General features: G+C 70.4%; 16 protein-coding genes. 10 read left to right on the top strand and 6 right to left on the bottom strand.

Features of this window, described 5'->3' with window-relative positions:
- The first annotated feature begins 39 nt into the window (after positions 1-39).
- Together ACQPYZ_RS14840 and ACQPYZ_RS14845 are read left to right on the top strand one after the other, a co-directional pair.
- Positions 40-552 carry a MarR family winged helix-turn-helix transcriptional regulator gene (locus tag ACQPYZ_RS14840; protein WP_433168473.1) on the top strand — a complete coding sequence of 171 codons (513 nt, stop codon included), beginning with the start codon at positions 40-42 and terminating at the stop codon, positions 550-552.
- The gene (locus ACQPYZ_RS14845) at positions 549-2,129 is read left to right on the top strand and encodes an MDR family MFS transporter (protein WP_433168475.1); all 1,581 of its coding nucleotides are present in this window, start codon (positions 549-551) and stop codon (positions 2,127-2,129) included. Before ACQPYZ_RS14840 ends, ACQPYZ_RS14845 begins: the two co-directional genes overlap by 4 nt.
- Here ACQPYZ_RS14845 and ACQPYZ_RS14850 read toward each other — a convergent pair.
- Positions 2,126-3,382: an MFS transporter gene (locus ACQPYZ_RS14850; protein WP_433168478.1), complete on the bottom strand. Its 1,257-nt coding sequence runs from the start codon at positions 3,380-3,382 to the stop codon at positions 2,126-2,128. The two genes, ACQPYZ_RS14845 and ACQPYZ_RS14850, sit on opposite strands and share 4 nt — an antisense overlap.
- Positions 3,383-3,384: 2 nt before the next feature.
- Positions 3,385-3,969: an ArsR/SmtB family transcription factor gene (locus tag ACQPYZ_RS14855; RefSeq protein WP_433168480.1), complete on the bottom strand. Its 585-nt coding sequence runs from the start codon at positions 3,967-3,969 to the stop codon at positions 3,385-3,387.
- 144 nt (positions 3,970-4,113) lie between these two features.
- Between ACQPYZ_RS14855 and ACQPYZ_RS14860 the strand changes: the two genes are divergently transcribed.
- A complete protein-coding gene (locus tag ACQPYZ_RS14860) occupies positions 4,114-4,626 on the top strand; it encodes an RNA polymerase sigma factor (protein ID WP_433168482.1) in 513 nt (170 codons plus the stop codon).
- Entirely contained in the window at positions 4,619-5,230 is a 612-nt protein-coding gene (locus ACQPYZ_RS14865) for a hypothetical protein (RefSeq protein ID WP_433168484.1), read from the top strand. Before ACQPYZ_RS14860 ends, ACQPYZ_RS14865 begins: the two co-directional genes overlap by 8 nt.
- A 55-nt stretch (positions 5,231-5,285) precedes the next feature.
- On the opposite strand, the gene ACQPYZ_RS14870 is transcribed toward ACQPYZ_RS14865, so the two are convergent.
- On the bottom strand, positions 5,286-5,687 hold the full coding sequence (locus tag ACQPYZ_RS14870) for a DUF6326 family protein (protein ID WP_433168486.1): 402 nt from the start codon (positions 5,685-5,687) through the stop codon (positions 5,286-5,288).
- 246 nt (positions 5,688-5,933) lie between these two features.
- Between ACQPYZ_RS14870 and ACQPYZ_RS14875 the strand changes: the two genes are divergently transcribed.
- Positions 5,934-7,073 (top strand): sensor histidine kinase, encoded by a 1,140-nt coding sequence (locus ACQPYZ_RS14875; protein WP_433168488.1) that lies wholly within the window; start codon positions 5,934-5,936, stop codon positions 7,071-7,073.
- The gene (locus tag ACQPYZ_RS14880; RefSeq protein WP_433168490.1) at positions 7,070-7,726 is read left to right on the top strand and encodes a response regulator; all 657 of its coding nucleotides are present in this window, start codon (positions 7,070-7,072) and stop codon (positions 7,724-7,726) included. The genes ACQPYZ_RS14875 and ACQPYZ_RS14880 overlap by 4 nt, the downstream gene beginning before the upstream one ends.
- A gap of 282 nt (positions 7,727-8,008) precedes the next feature.
- On the opposite strand, the gene ACQPYZ_RS14885 is transcribed toward ACQPYZ_RS14880, so the two are convergent.
- Both ACQPYZ_RS14885 and dacB read right to left on the bottom strand, forming a co-directional pair.
- Positions 8,009-8,938, bottom strand: coding sequence for a GNAT family N-acetyltransferase (locus tag ACQPYZ_RS14885; RefSeq protein WP_433168492.1), 930 nt, complete (start codon positions 8,936-8,938; stop codon positions 8,009-8,011).
- 90 nt (positions 8,939-9,028) lie between these two features.
- Positions 9,029-10,561, bottom strand: a complete 1,533-nt coding sequence (dacB, locus tag ACQPYZ_RS14890; RefSeq protein WP_433168494.1) for a D-alanyl-D-alanine carboxypeptidase/D-alanyl-D-alanine endopeptidase — start codon at positions 10,559-10,561, stop codon at positions 9,029-9,031.
- A gap of 188 nt (positions 10,562-10,749) precedes the next feature.
- Between dacB and ACQPYZ_RS14895 the strand changes: the two genes are divergently transcribed.
- The 4 genes from ACQPYZ_RS14895 (at position 10,750) to ACQPYZ_RS14910 (ending at position 15,656) form a co-directional block, all read left to right on the top strand.
- A complete protein-coding gene (locus ACQPYZ_RS14895) occupies positions 10,750-12,039 on the top strand; it encodes a family 43 glycosylhydrolase (protein WP_433168496.1) in 1,290 nt (429 codons plus the stop codon).
- A gap of 142 nt (positions 12,040-12,181) precedes the next feature.
- Positions 12,182-14,302, top strand: a complete 2,121-nt coding sequence (locus tag ACQPYZ_RS14900) for an alkaline phosphatase family protein (RefSeq protein WP_433168499.1) — start codon at positions 12,182-12,184, stop codon at positions 14,300-14,302.
- Positions 14,303-14,305: 3 nt separating this feature from the next.
- Positions 14,306-15,076, top strand: a complete 771-nt coding sequence (locus ACQPYZ_RS14905) for an MBL fold metallo-hydrolase (protein WP_433168501.1) — start codon at positions 14,306-14,308, stop codon at positions 15,074-15,076.
- A complete protein-coding gene (locus tag ACQPYZ_RS14910) occupies positions 15,066-15,656 on the top strand; it encodes a DedA family protein (protein WP_433168504.1) in 591 nt (196 codons plus the stop codon). Before ACQPYZ_RS14905 ends, ACQPYZ_RS14910 begins: the two co-directional genes overlap by 11 nt.
- Positions 15,657-15,660: 4 nt before the next feature.
- On the opposite strand, the gene ACQPYZ_RS14915 is transcribed toward ACQPYZ_RS14910, so the two are convergent.
- Complete coding sequence (locus ACQPYZ_RS14915) at positions 15,661-16,302, bottom strand: TIGR03085 family metal-binding protein (protein ID WP_433168506.1); 642 nt, start codon at positions 16,300-16,302, stop codon at positions 15,661-15,663.
- Positions 16,303-16,389: the final 87 nt, after the last annotated feature.

Here is a 16,389-nt window from a genome sequence, read left to right on the forward strand (position 1 = left end):
GATGGTTGCAGAAACCAACTATCTAGGTATAGTTGGGTTATGCAACTAGCTCAGGAACCCCTCGTCCCGGGGGTGGAGCGGGACACGCCCGCGCAGGAGCTGCTCGAAGGGGTCAGTTCGCTGATTCGCGCCGTACGGTGCGTGGATCATCGGCACCTCGCACCCGAGGGCGGGCTCAAGCGCGCGGACGCGAGCGTGCTCAAGATCCTGCTGCGGGACGGTGAGCAGCGCGGCGGGGAGCTCGCCGCCAAGCTCGGCGTCGACGCGTCGGTCGTGAGCCGGCAGTTGAGTGCCCTGGAGGCCGACGGACTGGTGAGCCGCCGGCCGGACCCGGCCGACGCGCGGGTCGGGCTCGTCAGCCTGGCGCCCCGCGGCAAGGCCCAGCTGGACGCTCTGTACGCCTCCTACACCCACCATCTTCGCGCCGTCCTCGCCGATCTCGACGACGATGCGCTGCTCGCCGCTGCCGACACCATGCAGCGGATCGCGCACGCCATCACCGAGGTCAACCGAGGCGTCCGGCGTACCACGCAATCGACTGGAGACCGATGACTGTCACCGAGACCCGGCGTGCGGTGCCCACCGCGCCGGAACTCACCCACCGCGAGATCCTCGAGATCCTGATCGGCCTGCTCGCCGCGCTGTTCACCGCGATGCTGAGCTCCACGATCGTCAGCAACGCGTTGCCGACGATCATCGCCGACCTCGAGGGCTCCCAGACGCAGTACACCTGGGTGCTGACCGCGAGCCTGCTGGCGACCACGGTGTCGACGCCGGTCTGGGGCAAGCTCGCCGACCTGATGAGCAAGAAGCTGCTGGTGCAGCTGGCGATCTCGCTGTTCGTGGTCGGTTCGGCGCTGGCCGGGCTGGCCCACAACGTGCCGTTCCTGATCGGTGCCCGGGTCCTGCAGGGGCTCGCGATGGGCGGCCTGATGGCGCTGGCGCAGGCGATCATCGGCGCCGCGATCCCGCCGCGCAACCGCGGCCGGTACTCCGGCTACATGGGCGCGGTGATGGCGGTCGCGACCGTCAGCGGTCCGCTCATCGGCGGCGTCATCGTCGACACCTCGTGGCTCGGCTGGCGCTGGTGCTTCTACGTCTGCGTCCCGCTGGCCGTGATCAGCCTGGTGATCCTGCAGAAGTACCTGCACCTGCCGATCATCAAGCGCCGGGTCCGGATCGACTACCTCGGCGCCGTGCTGATCAGCGTCGCCGCGAGCCTGCCGCTGATCTGGGTGACGTTCGCCGGTCACGACTTCGGCTGGCTCTCCTGGCAGTCCGCGCTGTTCGTCGGCGGCACCCTGCTGTTCGGCGTCCTCGCCGTCGTCGTCGAGAACCGGGCCGCGGAGCCGCTCGTCCCGTTGAACGTCGTCCGGGAACGCACCACCGCGCTGGCGATCGTGGCCAGCCTCGCCGTCGGCGTCGCGATGTTCGGCAGTGCGCTGTTCCTCGGTCAATACTTCCAGGTGGCCCGCGGTTACAGCCCGACCGAGGCCGGCCTGCTCACCATCCCGATGATGCTCGGCTCGTTCCTCGGATCGGTCGGCTCCGGTCAGCTGATCACCCGGTACGGGAAGTGGAAGCGCTACCTGGTTGCCGGAGGCATCCTCCTGGTCGGCGGCCTGGTGATCCTCGGGACGATCGACCACACCACGCCGTACTGGTACGTCGGTCTCGGCATGCTCGCGATGGGTCTCGGTATGGGCATGACCATGCAGAACCTGGTGCTCGCCGTACAGAACACCGTCGACGTGTCGCAGATCGGTGCGTCGAGCGCGACGGTCGCGTTCTTCCGCAGCCTGGGTGGCGCGGTCGGCGTCTCCGCGCTCGGCGCCGTACTCGCGGTGCGGGTGAAGGACCTGATCGTCCAGGGCCTGCTCGCCGGTCCCGGTGGAGCCGAGGCGGCGCGGAAGCTGGAGGAAGGGGGTTCGGGTACGAGCCTGCTCGACGTCAACCACCTGCCGCCGCAGCTGGCCGAGCTCGTGCGGCAGTCGTACGGCGACGCGACCGGCCGGATCTTCCTGATCGCGGCGGCCTGCGCCCTGGTCAGCCTGATCGCGGTCCTCTTCATCAAGGAGGTCCCCCTCCGCAAGACCGTCGCCAAACTCGACGTCGACCTGGACGACTAGCTCTCGGGTGGGTGCAGGCCGTCGAGCGTGCGGGTCCGCAGGTTCGGTGACCGCACCAGCCAGAGCACGGCGAGCAGGCCGCCCGCGGCGGAGACGAGGAGGGTTTCCCGGACACCGATCCAGGTGCCGAGGAACCCTCCGACCACCGCGCCGAGCGGCCTGATGCCGTAGTTGATGCTGCTGTACGCGCCGGACACCCGGCTGCGCATGTGGTCGTGCGTGACCGCGGCCTGCAGCGAGTTGTTCGGTACGTCGAAGCACATCACCGCGAACGCGCCGACGAACTCGGCCGCGGCCAACGCCGTCGCCTTGACCCAGGTCGGTCCGTCGGCGAGCGCGGCGATCGCGACCGAGCCCGGGAAGACGACGGCTCCGGCGGCGATCAGCGGCCCGACACCGATGAGCCGGCTCAGGGGAGCGGCGGCGACCGCGCCGACCAGCCCTCCCGCTGCTCCGATGCCGAAGGCCAGGCCGATCGTCCCGGCCGACAGTTGCAGCTCGCGACTCGCGAACAGGACGAGCAGCGCGGTGCTGATCAGGTTGAAGAAGTTGACGGTGGTCGAGCAGCCCAGGCTGCGGCGGAGGTACGGGTGCCGGAGCAGGTACCGCATCCCCGCCCGGGCCCGGCGCAGCAGCGGTTCCGGCTGCTCGTCAGCCGCGCCCGGGACGACGTCCATCCGGCTGAGCTGGATCGCGGAGAAGACGAACGTCGCGGCGTCCACGACGATCGCGACCGGCGCCGTCAGCCACTGGATCAGGCCGCCGCCGACCGCGGGGCCGCCCATGAAGGACAGCGAGCGGGTCGCCGAGAGCTTGCTGTTCGCCTCGAGGAAGTGCTCGCGGTCGACGAGCCGGACGAAGAAGGCGGCGTACGCGGTGTTGAACACGACATGCGCCGCGCCGGCCAGGATCGCGACCGCGTACACGTGGCCGAGGGTCAGCAGGTCGAGCCAGAAGGCCACCGGCAGCGTGAGCAGCAGAACCGTGCGGGCGAGGTCGGCCGCGATCATCAGCGGGCGTTTGTCCGCCCGGTGGTCGACCCAGGTGCCGATGAACAGCGACGCGATGTTGGGCAGCCAGACCGCGGCGGTCAGCAGGCCGACCTGGCTGGGGGAGGCGTCGAGCATCGTCACGGCGATCAGCGGTAGCGCGAGCTCGCTGATCCGGTCGCCGAACTCGGACACGCCCTGGGCCGACCAGAAGCGCCGGAACCGGCGGTCACGCCACAGGCTGGTGACTGCTTGCGTGGCCACGATCAGTCCGTCGCCTCAGGCAACGACAGCCGGATGAGCCGGAGTGAGCGCGCACCGTCGGGGGTCTGGCCGGCGTCGCGGCGCCGGACGTACGGCGCGAGCAGCTCCTCGATCGCGGACTCGATCGCCTCGGCCTCCGCCGCCGTCACCAGCAGCCGGGTGTTGGCCGATCCGGCTACCCGGCTCCACTCCGGCTCGAGATTCGGCTCGGTCTCGGCCAGCCACCGCTGAGTCGTCTCGAGCGATTGGTTCATCATCTCGGTGCGGAGGAGGCGGCCGGCTTCGGCGCCTTCGGGGGTGTCGGGCATCTCGTAGCGGAAGCCGCGGGCGACCGCCTTCCACCAGCGCTGCCGCTTGTCCCCGTCCGGTGACGGCTCGTCGACGACCAGGCCGAAGGTCGCCAGGTGGCGCAGGTGCCAGCTCGTGACCGACGGTGACGCGCCCACGTGCTCGGACAGCCGGGTCGCCGTCGCCGGGCCGTTCTTCTGCAGCCAGCTGAGCGCGGCGAGCCGGACGGGGTGCGCGAGCGCCCGCATGGCCTGCGGGTCGGTGATCTCGAAGTCGCCGTACGGATTCCTGAGAGACATGTTTCGAGAGTAATCTCTCAGATCTCGCCGGGGCAACACCTACCGTGGCGGCGCACGCCGGTGGAAACTTCTTCGGACCGGGAAGGAACCGGGTGCCGTGGTCGCGCGTGTTAGCCGTGAGACGACCGGTGGGGAGGGGCGAGCGTGCAGGACTTCGACGGCGATCCGGCGGCCGACGTCGCCGCGCTGTACCGGCGGACCTGGCCCCGGCTGATCGGCGTACTCGTGTCGATCGGAGGTTCCCGGGCGGACGCCGAGGAGGTCGCCCAGGACGCGTACGTGAAGCTGCTCGGTCGTTGGGAGTCGATCCGCCGGTACGACGACCCGGAGGCGTGGGTGCGGGCGGTCGCCGTACGGACGCTGATCAGCCGGTTGCGGCGGCAGCAGGTCGCGACCCGGGCGCTGGCGCGGCTCAAGGGGCGACCGGCCGAGGTCCGCGGACCGGACGGGGACGCGCTCGACGTGGCCGCGGCGCTGGCCCGGATCACGCCGGCGCAGCGGGCGGTCGTCGTACTGCACCACGTCATGGATCTGCCGATCGAGCAGATCGCCGAGGAACTGCAACTGCCACCCGGCACGGTGAAATCGCGGCTTGCCCGGGCGCGCCAGGCGCTGGCGCCGTTGCTTGTCGTGAAGGAGGTCCCGGATCATGCGTGAGCTGCCGACCAAGGTGCTCGTCCAGTACGTCGACGAGCACACGCCGGAGGAGGCTCCGCCGTTCGAGTACGTCGAGCGTGCCGTCCAGGCGCGGCGTCGCCGGCGTACCGTGCTGACGACCGCGGCCGCGGTGGTCGCCGTGGCCGGTGCAGTCGTGGCGACCGTGGACCTGCCGCGCGCCGAGCAGGAGCCCGCCGGACCCGAGACGACACAGACCACACCGACGCCGAACTACCTCGACGACGGCCCGCCACCGGCGCAGTTCAAGGTCGGTACGACGCTCCTGGTGCTGGCGGCGGAGGTGCCGATCTCGTCCGCGGAGGTGGATCCGCTCAGCCCGACGGAGCTCGTGCTCGAGGTGCCGCGCGATCCGTACGTCGCGGAGCCGTGCGTGCCGACCACCGTCGTACGCATCCTGTCGCAGGACGCGTCGACCGTGCGGGTGGCGGCGTACCGCTACACGGTCGGGCCGGATCAGAGCGAGGGCCGGCAGTGCGTCAAGCCGCGCGAGACCCCGACTGTCGTCCACCTCGACCTGCGCACACCCGTCGGCGACCGCACGGTGTACGCCGGCAGCACCGGCTACCGCACCCTCCTGAACTGACGCCTCGCCGGGGTGGACCGCGACCACCCCGGCGAGGACGTCTAACCACACCCCCTCACGTGCGCTGGGCGCGGACGGATTCGCGGTTGGGGCGGGGCGCGGTGGTCGCCGACGGGGCGGTGTGGGGCCAGGTCCAGGCGTAACGCAGGATCAGGGCGAGAAGGATCACTTCCAGGGCGATGCCAAGGCCGTAGAAGAACAGCCAGGACTCGCCCAGGGCGTTGAATGCCGTGACGGGGACGTACAGCGACGCCACGATCAGGTTCGCGATGCGGTTCGACCTGGCGGGCAGCGTCACCGACAGCACGATCATGAGGATCGGGACGGCCACGAGGGCCAGTGCCGTGGTCGAGAAGGTCTGGGAGAGGTCGAACTCGAAGACCCGGCCGGCGAGGATGTCTTCGACGACGCCGGGCGTGAAGAAGTTGAGAATGTCCACGTAGACGTACAGGAACATGAAGCTCGTCCACGCTGCGGCGAGCTTGGCTCTCACCGGGACCGGCTGGTCGTCCAGTGTGGTGGTGGGACGGGGTGTTCTCATCATGGGCTCCGTTGTTCTGCTGAGGATCGGTAGGTCCACGATCGGTGAGCCCGGCGGCGGGTACGTCGGCCTGGGGGCCGGAGTTCGCCTGGCCGATGGCATGGTCTGTCCCTCGTACTTTCGGCCAGTACGCCGAGGCGCACCGATCCCTAGACTGAAGCCGTGGTCACTGTCCGGCGCTCCATCTGGCATGAGCCGCGGCCTGCTGGCGCCCCACCCATCGGTCGTCTCGACTGGCTGCTGGTGGGCGTGTTCACGGCCGCCGCCTTGGTCGAGGGCATCGCGCGGCCGGGCTTGGCCTGGCGACCGCTGGTGACGGTGCTCGCCCTGGCGCTGATGCCTGCCCTGCTCTGGCGGCGGGCCCGCCCCCTGATGGCTGCCCTGGTCGGGTGGGGCGTCGCCGGGCTGCTGTCGGCCCTCCAGTTGACCACGCCCGCCGGGGACCTCGGCCTCTACGCGATGATGGCCGACCTGATCCTGCTCTACTCCCTGGTGCGGTGGGGCTCGGGACGGGAGATTGTCGTGGGGACGGCGTTCGTGGCAGTCGTCGTCGGCCTGGGGATGTACGCCTCCTCCGCGGGCTGGGCCGATGCTTTCGGCGGGAGCGTCCTCTTGCTGTTGTTCGTCGCCCTCGCGGCGGTGTTCCGCTACCGCGCGGACCTCTGGCATCGCCAGCAGCGCGAGATCCGCAATCAGGAGCGGGTGGCGTTGGCGCGAGAGCTGCACGACACCGTGGCCCACCACGTCTCGGCCATCGCGGTGCAGGCGCAGGCCGGTGGCGTGGTCGCCGGCCTCCAGCCCGAGAAGGCCGCCGAGGTCCTGGCCGCGATCGAGTCCGAAGCGTCGCGAACCCTGGCGGAGATGAGATCCATGGTCCGGGTGCTACGTGAGGAGGACGACGTCGCCTACTCACCGCAGCCCGGTGTCGCGGACCTGCCCGCCCTGGCGCGCGCCGACGCGACGCCCACCGTCGAGGTCTCGCTGGACGGTTCGTCGGCCCGGCTGGCACGACCCGTGGACGCCGCGCTCTACCGGCTCGCGCAGGAGTCGCTGACGAACGCCGTACGGCACGCCCGGAGCGCGACCCGCGTCCAGATCGACGTACGCCGGGAGGGCGACGCCGTCAGGCTGCGTGTCAGCGACGACGGGCAGACCGAGCTGGGGCCGGCCCCGGTGCCTGGGTTCGGCCTGCTTGGCATGGCCGAACGCGCCCAGCTCCTCGGCGGATCGCTCTCCGCGGGACCGGCGCCCGAAGGTGGCTGGGTGGTCGAGGCCGTGCTGCCGGTGGAGGCGCCGGCATGAGCATCCGTGTTGTCGTGGCCGACGACCAGGACCTGGTCCGGACCGGGTTGGTGATGATCCTCGGCGCGCAACCCGACGTGGAGGTCGTGGGGGAGGCAGCAGACGGGCTCGCAGCACTCGACCTGGCGACCCGGCTGCGTCCCGATGTCCTCCTCGTCGACATCCGGATGCCCGGGCTCGACGGCGTCGAGGTCACGCGGCGCCTGGCCGGGCCGGACGTGCGGGACCCGATGGCGGTCGTCGTGATCACCACCTTCGATCTCGACGAGTACGTCCTCGGCGCCCTCCGCGCCGGCGCCCGCGGCTTCCTGCTCAAGGACGCCGGGCCGGCGCTCCTCGTGCAGGCCATCCACGCGGCGGCCACCGGCGACGCGCTGATCGCCCCCAACGTCACCCGCCGGCTGCTGGCGACCTTCGCCGACCAGGCGCCGGTAGTACCCTTCCAGCCCGTCGACCCGCTCACCGAGCGCGAGGAGGAGGTGCTCGCGCTGGTGGCACGGGGCCGGACCAACGCCGAGATCGCCACCGAGCTCTACGTCGGCCTGAGCACTGTCAAGACCCACATCGCATCGTTGATGACCAAACTCGGCGCCCGCAACCGCGTCGAGATCGCCATGTGGGCCCACGACACCAAACGCGTCCGAGCCGGTTAGCGGGTGCAGCTCGCAGCGTTCGGACCGGCCGCGGACGGCACCGTCGATGGCCCGACCCGCTCGCGGTGACGCTTCACGACCACGCGGAGGCCTTCCTCGCGCCACTGCGGTGAGTGCATGTGCGGTTGACGCGAGGGCGGTTGCTGGTTGGGGCGCGCCGCTCCAGCGTCCGTCGGCTCCACATCTCATCCGCCGGAGATGGTGATCGGCATCCCCGGTCCGCGCTCGCCGGAGGCGCAAGAGAACAGCCGCCGCGTAGCGGTGTCCTTTGAGCGGTGTCCTTCAGGTGCGGAGCGTGCGGCGCCAGATGGTGCTGGTCAGGTCGGGGTGCATGCCTAGCGAGGTGTAGAGGCGTAGCGCGGGGGTGGGGTTGGAGGTGTCTACGTGGAGGATGGTGCCGGAGCGGCCGGTGGAGGAGTCGGTGGCGAAGGCGTCCCGCAGGAGGAACTTGGCCAGGCCGCGGCCGCGGGCGGAGGGGATGACGGCGAGGCGACCGATGTACCCGCAGTTGTCGGTGCTGACGAAGTTGTCGTTGCACTCGGCAACGGCTACGGCGCGGCCGTCGAGCTCGACCGTGGTCAGTTGGGACCAGTCGAACGTGGACCGGCTCTCGCGGGACGCCGCCCAGTCGTCGTACGGCCGGGTATCGGCGCCCGGCTGGCTGCTGAACGCTTCCACGAGTATGGCGTGCGCGGCCCGGCGGGTCGTGTCGTCGAAGGCTCCGCGGCGTACGACGGCGCCGGGTGGAACGGGCGGCCGCTCGACCGGGCCGTCGAAGGTGATACGCATGCGGTGGATCGACGTACCGATCGTGAAGCCTCGATCGGCCACGATCTTCGCCAGGAATTCGTCCTGCTGGATCACCCCGACGCTCACCACCACCTCACCGGGACCCGCCTGCCGGGCGCGCTCGACGCAGCGGTCCAGCAGCCACCCGGCCACCTCGGGGAGCTCGCTCAGCACCTCGAGACCGACCCTCGTGCCGTCACTGTTCACCGCGGCCGTCGCCGACCCGGCGAACTCCCCACGGCGATCGAGCACGACCCACCCGTCGGTCTCCGGCGAGAACCCCGGATCGCGCAGGTAATTCGCCACATCTTCGGCACTGTGCTTGGCGAACCCGAGCAACGCCCGCGTGTACGCCGAACTCCGCTCACCGATCAACCCGGCGTCGTCGACGGACATCGCCCGCACCGTGAAGCCCCGCAGCACGCGACCACCTCCCGCCGCCGGACGGAGGACGAGGGTGAGCCGGCGGTCATCCCGACATCGTGGTGAATGACCGCCGGGCTGTCGAACTGATTAGCAGGCCTTGTCCCAGTCGAGGTCGCAGGTGGGTTGGGCGGTCTTCAGTGTGCTGACCGTGGGGATCGCGGCCTGGTCGGACCAGGAGGCGAGGGTGACGCCGACGGCGTCCTCGATCGAGCGTGGGCTGACCAGGTAGTTGTTGCTCATCATCGAGAACACCAGCTTGCGGCCGTCGGCGTTGGTGACGTACCCGGACAACGCCGTGACGCCGGTGAGCGAGCCGGTCTTCGCGTGCAGGTTGTTGGCGGCCGGGGTGTTCGCCATCCGGCTGCGCAGCGTGCCGCCGGTGAAGCGGTCCGGGTTGCCCGCGATCGGCAAGGCGTCGTACCACTGCTGCCACCACGGCTCCTGCTGAACCGCGATCAGCAGGTCGGTGATGCTGTCGGCGGTGACGTTGACCTTGCGGGACAGGCCGGAGCCGTCGGACAGCCGGATCGTGCTGGTGTCGACGCCGACGCTCTGCGCGTAGTCGGTGACCACGCCGAGACCCGCCGGCCAGCTGCCCTCCGCTTCGGCGACCGCACCCATCGCCTTTACCAGCGTCTCGGCGTGCATGTTGTTGGACAGCTTCATGAACGGGTTCATCAGTTCGCCGACCGTCATCGACTCGTCCCGGGCGAGCACCCGGGCGGTGGCGGGGGACGCGGCGCTCTTGATCCGGCCGATGACGCTGATGCCCTCGGCCGCGAGCGCCCGCCGGAACACGTCGGCCGCGTAGACCTGCGGCTCCCAGACCGTCACCCACTCCGTACCGACCGACGCGCCGAGCGGCACGGAGCCGGTGACCCGGACGATGTTCGTGCCGTGCTCGCGCTCGATGGACAGCGTGTTCGACGACCCGGCCGCACCGGTCTTCGCGGTGCTGACGAGCTTGAGTACGCCGTTCGCCGGCACCAGCGTGAGCTTCACCGGAGCGCCGACCGTGGCGCCGGGCCGGCTCTCGACGATCGCCGTACCCGAGTCGTAGTCGGTGTTCGGGGCCAGCGTCAGCGCGGAGATCTGGGCCGAGTAGTAGAACGGCTCGTCGTCCCACGCCCAGCTGTCGCCGAGACGGATGTGGTCGAAGTACGTGTCGTCCGCGACCAGGTCGCCGATGACGCGCTTCACGCCGGACTGCGCGAGTTGCTTGGCCAGGCCGGCGTAGTCGGACTGCAGGGCCGTCGGGTCGCCGTACCCCTTGAGGTAGAGGCTGCCGAGCAGCGTGCCGCGGTGGACCGGCCCGGTGGCCAGGACATCGGTGCGGAAGCGGTACGACGGGCCGAGGACGTCCATCGCGGCCGTCGAGGAGAACAGCTTGGTGTTGGACGCGGGCAGCATCCGCTGGCCGCCGTTCCGGTCGTAGAGCGTTTCGCCGGTCGTCGCGTCCCGGACCACCAGCGCGACCTGTGAGCCGTCGTAACGGCTGTCGTCCAGCAGCGTGTCCAGGCGCGTTTGCAACGGCGTCGCCTGGACGGCGGTCGGCGCCGTACCCGACTGCAGCGCGACCCCGCCGGCGGCCGTCGCCAGAACGGCTACGGCAGTGACCACCCCACGCCCCGACACTCTCGGTAAGAACTTCACGAGAACTCCCCTCAACCCAGGCGGAAACCAACTAGCGGGAGTCAACACCCCGGAGGCCCCTGGGTCCAGTGATCAGCCCGATCGACCTCTGGTCATCCAGGTGAATCGATGGAAAAGTTCCCTCCACAGGTATCCGCCCCACCTGAGGAGTCCCCATGCGACGACTTCTGACCGCCCTGCTCGTGGTGCTCGGCCTCTCCACCCTGCTGTCACCGCCGGCCCACGCGGCGGCTGTCTTCCCCGCCCAAATCATCGGCGAGGACTTTCCGGACCCGGATGTGTTCGAGAAGAACGGCACTTGGTACGCGTACTCGACGAACAACGGCCGCGGCCACGTGCCGACCGCGACCGCTCCGAGCCCCAACGGTCCGTGGACGATCCGCGGCGACGCGATGCCGGGCGGCCCGTCGTCCGGCTGGGCGCAGCCCGGCCGCACCTGGGCGCCGGACGTCCACCCGAACCCGGACGGCAGTTACACACTCACCTACACGGCTTGGCACAAGGCGTCCGGCCGGCAGTGCATCGGGGTCGCGACCGCATCCTCGCCACTCGGCCCGTTCGCCCCGGTCGGCAGCCAGCCGCTGATCTGCCCGCTCGACCGCGGCGGCGCCATCGACGCGAACACCTTCGTCGCCAACGACGGCACCCGCTACCTGGTCTGGAAGAACGACGGCAACGCCATCGGACAGCCGTCGACGCTGTGGCTCACGCGTACGGCGAACAACGGCACGACCCTGGTCGGCGGGAACGCCGTGCTGCTCACCTCCAGCGGGATCATCGAGGCACCCGACCTGGTCCAGCGTGGCAGCCAGTACGTGCTGTTCTTCTCCAGCGGCGGCTACACCGACTGCAACTACCTCACGTCGTACGCGACGGCTCCGAGCCTGGGCGGTCCTTGGACGACGGCGTACCGGCCGTTGATGACGACAGCGACGTTCGACAACCACATCTGCGGGCCGGGTGGCGCGGACTTCGTCGGCGACAAGGTATTCGTGCACGGGTGGGTCGGCGGGTCGCGGCACCTGTACGTCGCCGACCTCGGCTGGGCCAACGACTACCCGGTCGTCCGCGGCAGCCGGGTCCGGTACGAGGCCGAGCGCGGGACGTTGAACCACTGCGTCGTCCGGTCGAACGCGGCCGGGGCGTCGGACGGGAAGGTGGTCGCGTACATCGACTACGCGGACTCATGGGTCGAGAACACCGTGTACGCACCGAGCGCGGGCGGTTACACGCTGCACGTCGGATACGCGAACGGCTCGGGCGCCACCGCCAGCCACGGCGTCGTTGTCAACGGCAACAGCCAGGGATCGGTCAGCTACCCGGCGACCGGCTGGGACAACTGGCGGCAGAGCTCGGTGCCGGTCACGCTGAACGCCGGCTGGAACACGATCCGCCTCACGAAGGGTGAGCTGTACGCCGAAGTGGACTACCTCGAGGTTCAGTAAGGGCTCAGGGAAGTGCCGGGTGGGTCCCGGACCGGACCCGGGATCCACCCGTCCCGGTGCGTGGCGCACCGCCTCCGTGCTGCACGATGCCTCGTAGGCTCGGTAGAGCACAGCGGCAGCGACGGGGAGCACGATCCAGGAGATGGCGAAACCACCTGAGCAGGTGTCCGGGGACCGGCGACGACCACGTCGCCCGGTCTGGCTGGACCTCGGCCGCCGGACCGGCCGGGGCCTGCAGGCGATGCTGTTCGGCGGACTCGCCTCGCTGGTCTCGCTGATGATCACCTTCTGGACGCTGCCGCAGATCAGCAGCGACGGCCGGCTGCCGATCCTGCGCCTGGTCGTCCTGCTGGCCGTGTTCAGCATGCTGATGCGCTGGGTGCTGGCCGGGATCGCGATGCTGATCGGCTCGATCGGCGTCCTGGTCGGCGGCCTGCTGTCGCAGTTCGGCGTGGTCTACCTCGGCATCACCGTCGACCCCGGCGTGAACCTGCACGGTGGCGTCGAGGCACCGGTGATGGTCGCCGTCGTGATGGCGTCGGTGAGCGCGTTCGTCGGCTGGATCGCGTACGCCGGCAGCGACGACGCGTACGTCGCCGAGGTCATGCGGGTCGTCCACCGGCGGGCCCGCAAGATCACGCCCGCCCCGAAGACCGGCCTGCTGATCATCCAGATCGACGGACTGTCGGCGCCGCTGCTGAACTGGATGGTCCTGGCCGGCAACCTGCCGAACCTGGGCGGCTGGATCCGCGACGGCCGGCACTCGATGGTCGGCTGGCACACCGGCGTACCGTCGACGACCCCGGCCAGCCAGGCGGGCATCCTGCACGGCGGCTCGGGGCAGATCCCGGCGTTCCGGTGGTACGAGAAGGAGACCGCCCGGGTGATGGTGACCAACCGCGGCCGGGACGCGGCCGAGCTCGAGAAGCGGATGTCGACCGGACGCGGCCTGCTCGCCGACGGCGGCGTCAGCATCAGCAACAACTGGTCCGGGGACGCCGAGCGGTGCGAGTTGGTGTTCAGCCGCGCCTCGCTGCCGAGCCACCGCAGCCGCGGGTACGTCCGGTTCTTCTCCAGCCCGCAGGGTGCCGCCCGCGGTCTGGTGCTGTGTGTCGCCGAGATGGTCAAGGAGTTGCACCAGGCCCGCCGCCAGCGAGCGCGGCACCTGGTCCCGCGGGTCAAACGCGGCGGCGCGTACATCGTCCTCCGCGCGATCACGAACGTGCTGCTGCGCGACCTGAACGTCTCGCTGATCACCGACGAGCTGGTGAAGGGGACGCCGGTGATCTACTGCGACTTCGTCGACTACGACGAGGTCGCCCACCACGCCGGCCCGACCCGGGCCGAGTCACTGCAGACCCTGGAGGGTCTCGACCGTGTGCTCGGCGCGCTGCAGCGGATCATCGACATCCTGCCGCACTCGTACGAGATCGTCGTCCTGTCCGACCACGGCCAGAGCCAGGGCTCGACGTTCCAGCAACGGTACGGCCGGACGCTCACCGAGGTGGTCGACGACCTGGTCGACACCACCAAGGAGCCGGTGGCGGCGGTCGGCAGGACCGAGGGCTGGGGCCCGGTGAACGCGTTCCTGACCGAGCTCTCGCTGGGTGGCAGCGTGGCCGGCTCGGTGACCCGGAAGGCACTGCACGGCAAGGCCCGGGACGGCGAGGTCGAGCTCGGCCCGAAGGACTGCGAGCCGCAGGTCGCCGCCGACGAGCAGATCGTGGTCACCTCGTCCGGCAACCTGGCGCTGCTCTACCTCGCGACCACTCCCGGCCGGGTGCCGCTGGAGGAGATCGAGCTGCTGCACCCGAAGCTGATCCCGGGCCTGGCGACCCACCCCGGCATCGGCTTCGTCGTCGTCGACTCGCTGGCCGAGGGGCCGGTCGCGATCGGGCGGGCCGGAGTCCACGTGCTGCGGACCGGCCGGATCGAGGGGGAGGACCCGCTCGCGTCGTACGGACCGTTCGCGGCCGCGTCGATGCTGCGGCAGGCGGAGATGCCGCACAACGGCGATCTCGTGGTGGTCAGCCGGCTGGACGACTACACCCACGAGGTGGCCGCGTTCGAGGAGCTGGTCGGGTGTCACGGCGGGATCGGCGGCTGGCAGACCGAGGCGGTGCTGGTGCACCCGAGTCGTTGGGCGGTGGACGAGCCTCCCGTAGGCTCCGACGCGGTCCACGCGCTGCTGATCGACTGGCTCGAGCTGCTCGGTCACCGCAAGGACCTCCGGAAGCCGGTCGAGACGAGGGTGGAGGCCTGACGCGTGCGGATCACCTGGTGGGGGCATGCCACCACCACCATCGAGGAGAACGGCACGCGGCTCCTGACCGATCCCGTCCTGACGGCGCGGATCGCGCACCTGCGCCGGCGTCGCGGTCCGGCGCCGTTGCCGGCCGCGGCCGAGTGCGACGCCGTACTGATCTCGCACATGCATGCCGACCACCTGCACCTGACGTCGATCCAGCTGGTCGCTCCGGGCGCCGCGCTGGTGGTGCCGCGGGGAACGGCCCGGCTCATCCAGCAGGAGTTCGGCCGCGAGGTCGCGGACCGGTGCATCGAGGTTGCTCCGGGCAACCAGGTGCGGATCGGTGCGCTGGACATCACCGCCGTGACCGCGCACCACGACGGCCGCCGGCTGCCCTGGTCGTCGTTCAGCGGGCCGGCGCTCGGCTTCCGGGTCGAGGGCTCGCCGAGCGTGTGGTTCGCCGGTGACACCGACCTGTACGACGACTTGGCCGCGGAGGCCGGCCCGGTCGACCTGGCGCTGGTGCCGGTCGGCGGGTGGGGCCCGTCGCTCGGTCCCGGTCACCTGGATCCGGTCCGGGCGGCCGAGGCTGTCCGGCTGGTCGGCGCGCGAGCGGCGATCCCGGTCCACTTCGGGACGTTCTGGCCGATCGGGTGCGACTGGCTGAAGCCGGACCTGTTCCTGCCGCCGGGCGAACGCTTCAAGGACGCGATGGCCGAAGTCGACCCTGCCGTCAAGGTGCAGGTCCTAGAGCCCGGCGAGTCCACCGAGGTCGCCCATGACCGGTGAAACCCACTTCGACGTCTGGTACCTGTTCGCGCTTGCCGGGGCGGTGCTGCTCGGTGCTGTGCTGCCGGTGCTGCCGACGGGGGCGGCGGTGTCGGCGGGTGCCGTGCTGGCGTCGCACCACAATCCGATCGGGCTGGTCGGCGTACTGATCGCGGGGGCGGGCGGGGCGTACGTCGGGGACCTGATCGTGTACGCCGGCTGCCGGTTCGGCGGGGAGCGGCTGGCCAAGCGGGTCGGGTGGTTGCGCGACAACGAGACGCTCGACGCGCTGCGGGACCGATTGGCCGAGCACGAGATCGGGGTGTTGCTGACGTCCCGGCTGATCCCGGGCGGCCGGGTGCCGGTGCTGCTCGCGGCCGGCCTGGCCGGGTACCGCTGGGAGCGGTTCGCGCTCGTGGACCTGGCCGCGTCGTCGCTGTGGGCGGCGGTCTACATGGCGATCGGGCTGATCGGGTACGCGTTGTTCGACGAGCCCTGGCAGGGTGTGCTCGCGGCCATCGTGCTCGTCGTCCTCACCACCGTGGTCAGCACGGTGATCCAGCGCCGGCGCCGCCGGAAGCGCCGGTCGGACGCCGGATGACGCGCTAGACGCCGAAGGACGCGCTGCGGAGCCGCTCGATCGTCTCCGCGTCGCCCTCGAACCGTACGTCGGCCACCTGCTGCCGGCCGAAGCAGAACAGCACCAGCTCCGACGGCTCGCCGGTCACCGTCACCGACCCGAGCTCGGTCGGCTTCTTGGCGACCGACTCCGACCCGTCCGTCGACCGCAGGACGAGGCCGCTCGGCGCCTTCCGGGTCATCGACTTCGCCGCCAGCCGGACCGCCTTCCACAGGCCTGCCTGCTGACCGGGTGGCAGCGTGCGGACGTCGTACGACGGCTGGGCGCGGCGGACGTCCTCGTGGTGGACGAAGTACTCGGTCGTGTTCAGCTGGTGGCCGAACTTGGGCACCGAGTAGATCGAGAACGTCGGCGGCCCGGTGCGGACCTTCTCCACGATCTCGGTGAAGCTGTACTGCGCCTTGGCCCGGGCCATCCGCTTCTCGGTGGTGTCCGACAGTGCCGGGATCATGATCCCCGGCCCGGCCATCAGGTCGGCCTCGCGGACGTACAGGTGCACGGCCAGGTCGTGGGTCGTCCAGCCCTCGCAGAGCGTCGGCCGGTCAGGACCGAGCTGGTCGAAGAGGTCACACAGGGCGAGTCGTTCTCTCCGGCTGTAGTCGGTCACACGTCGATCGTAGTTGTCGGAGTGGAATGGCAGAATGTCAATCGTTGTCATGACTGTGTCCGATGGATGCACCTGAATGCCTGGAGC

Origin of the sequence: Kribbella sp. CA-247076, assembly GCF_050942445.1 — a bacterium.
Lineage (GTDB): Bacteria > Actinomycetota > Actinomycetes > Propionibacteriales > Kribbellaceae > Kribbella.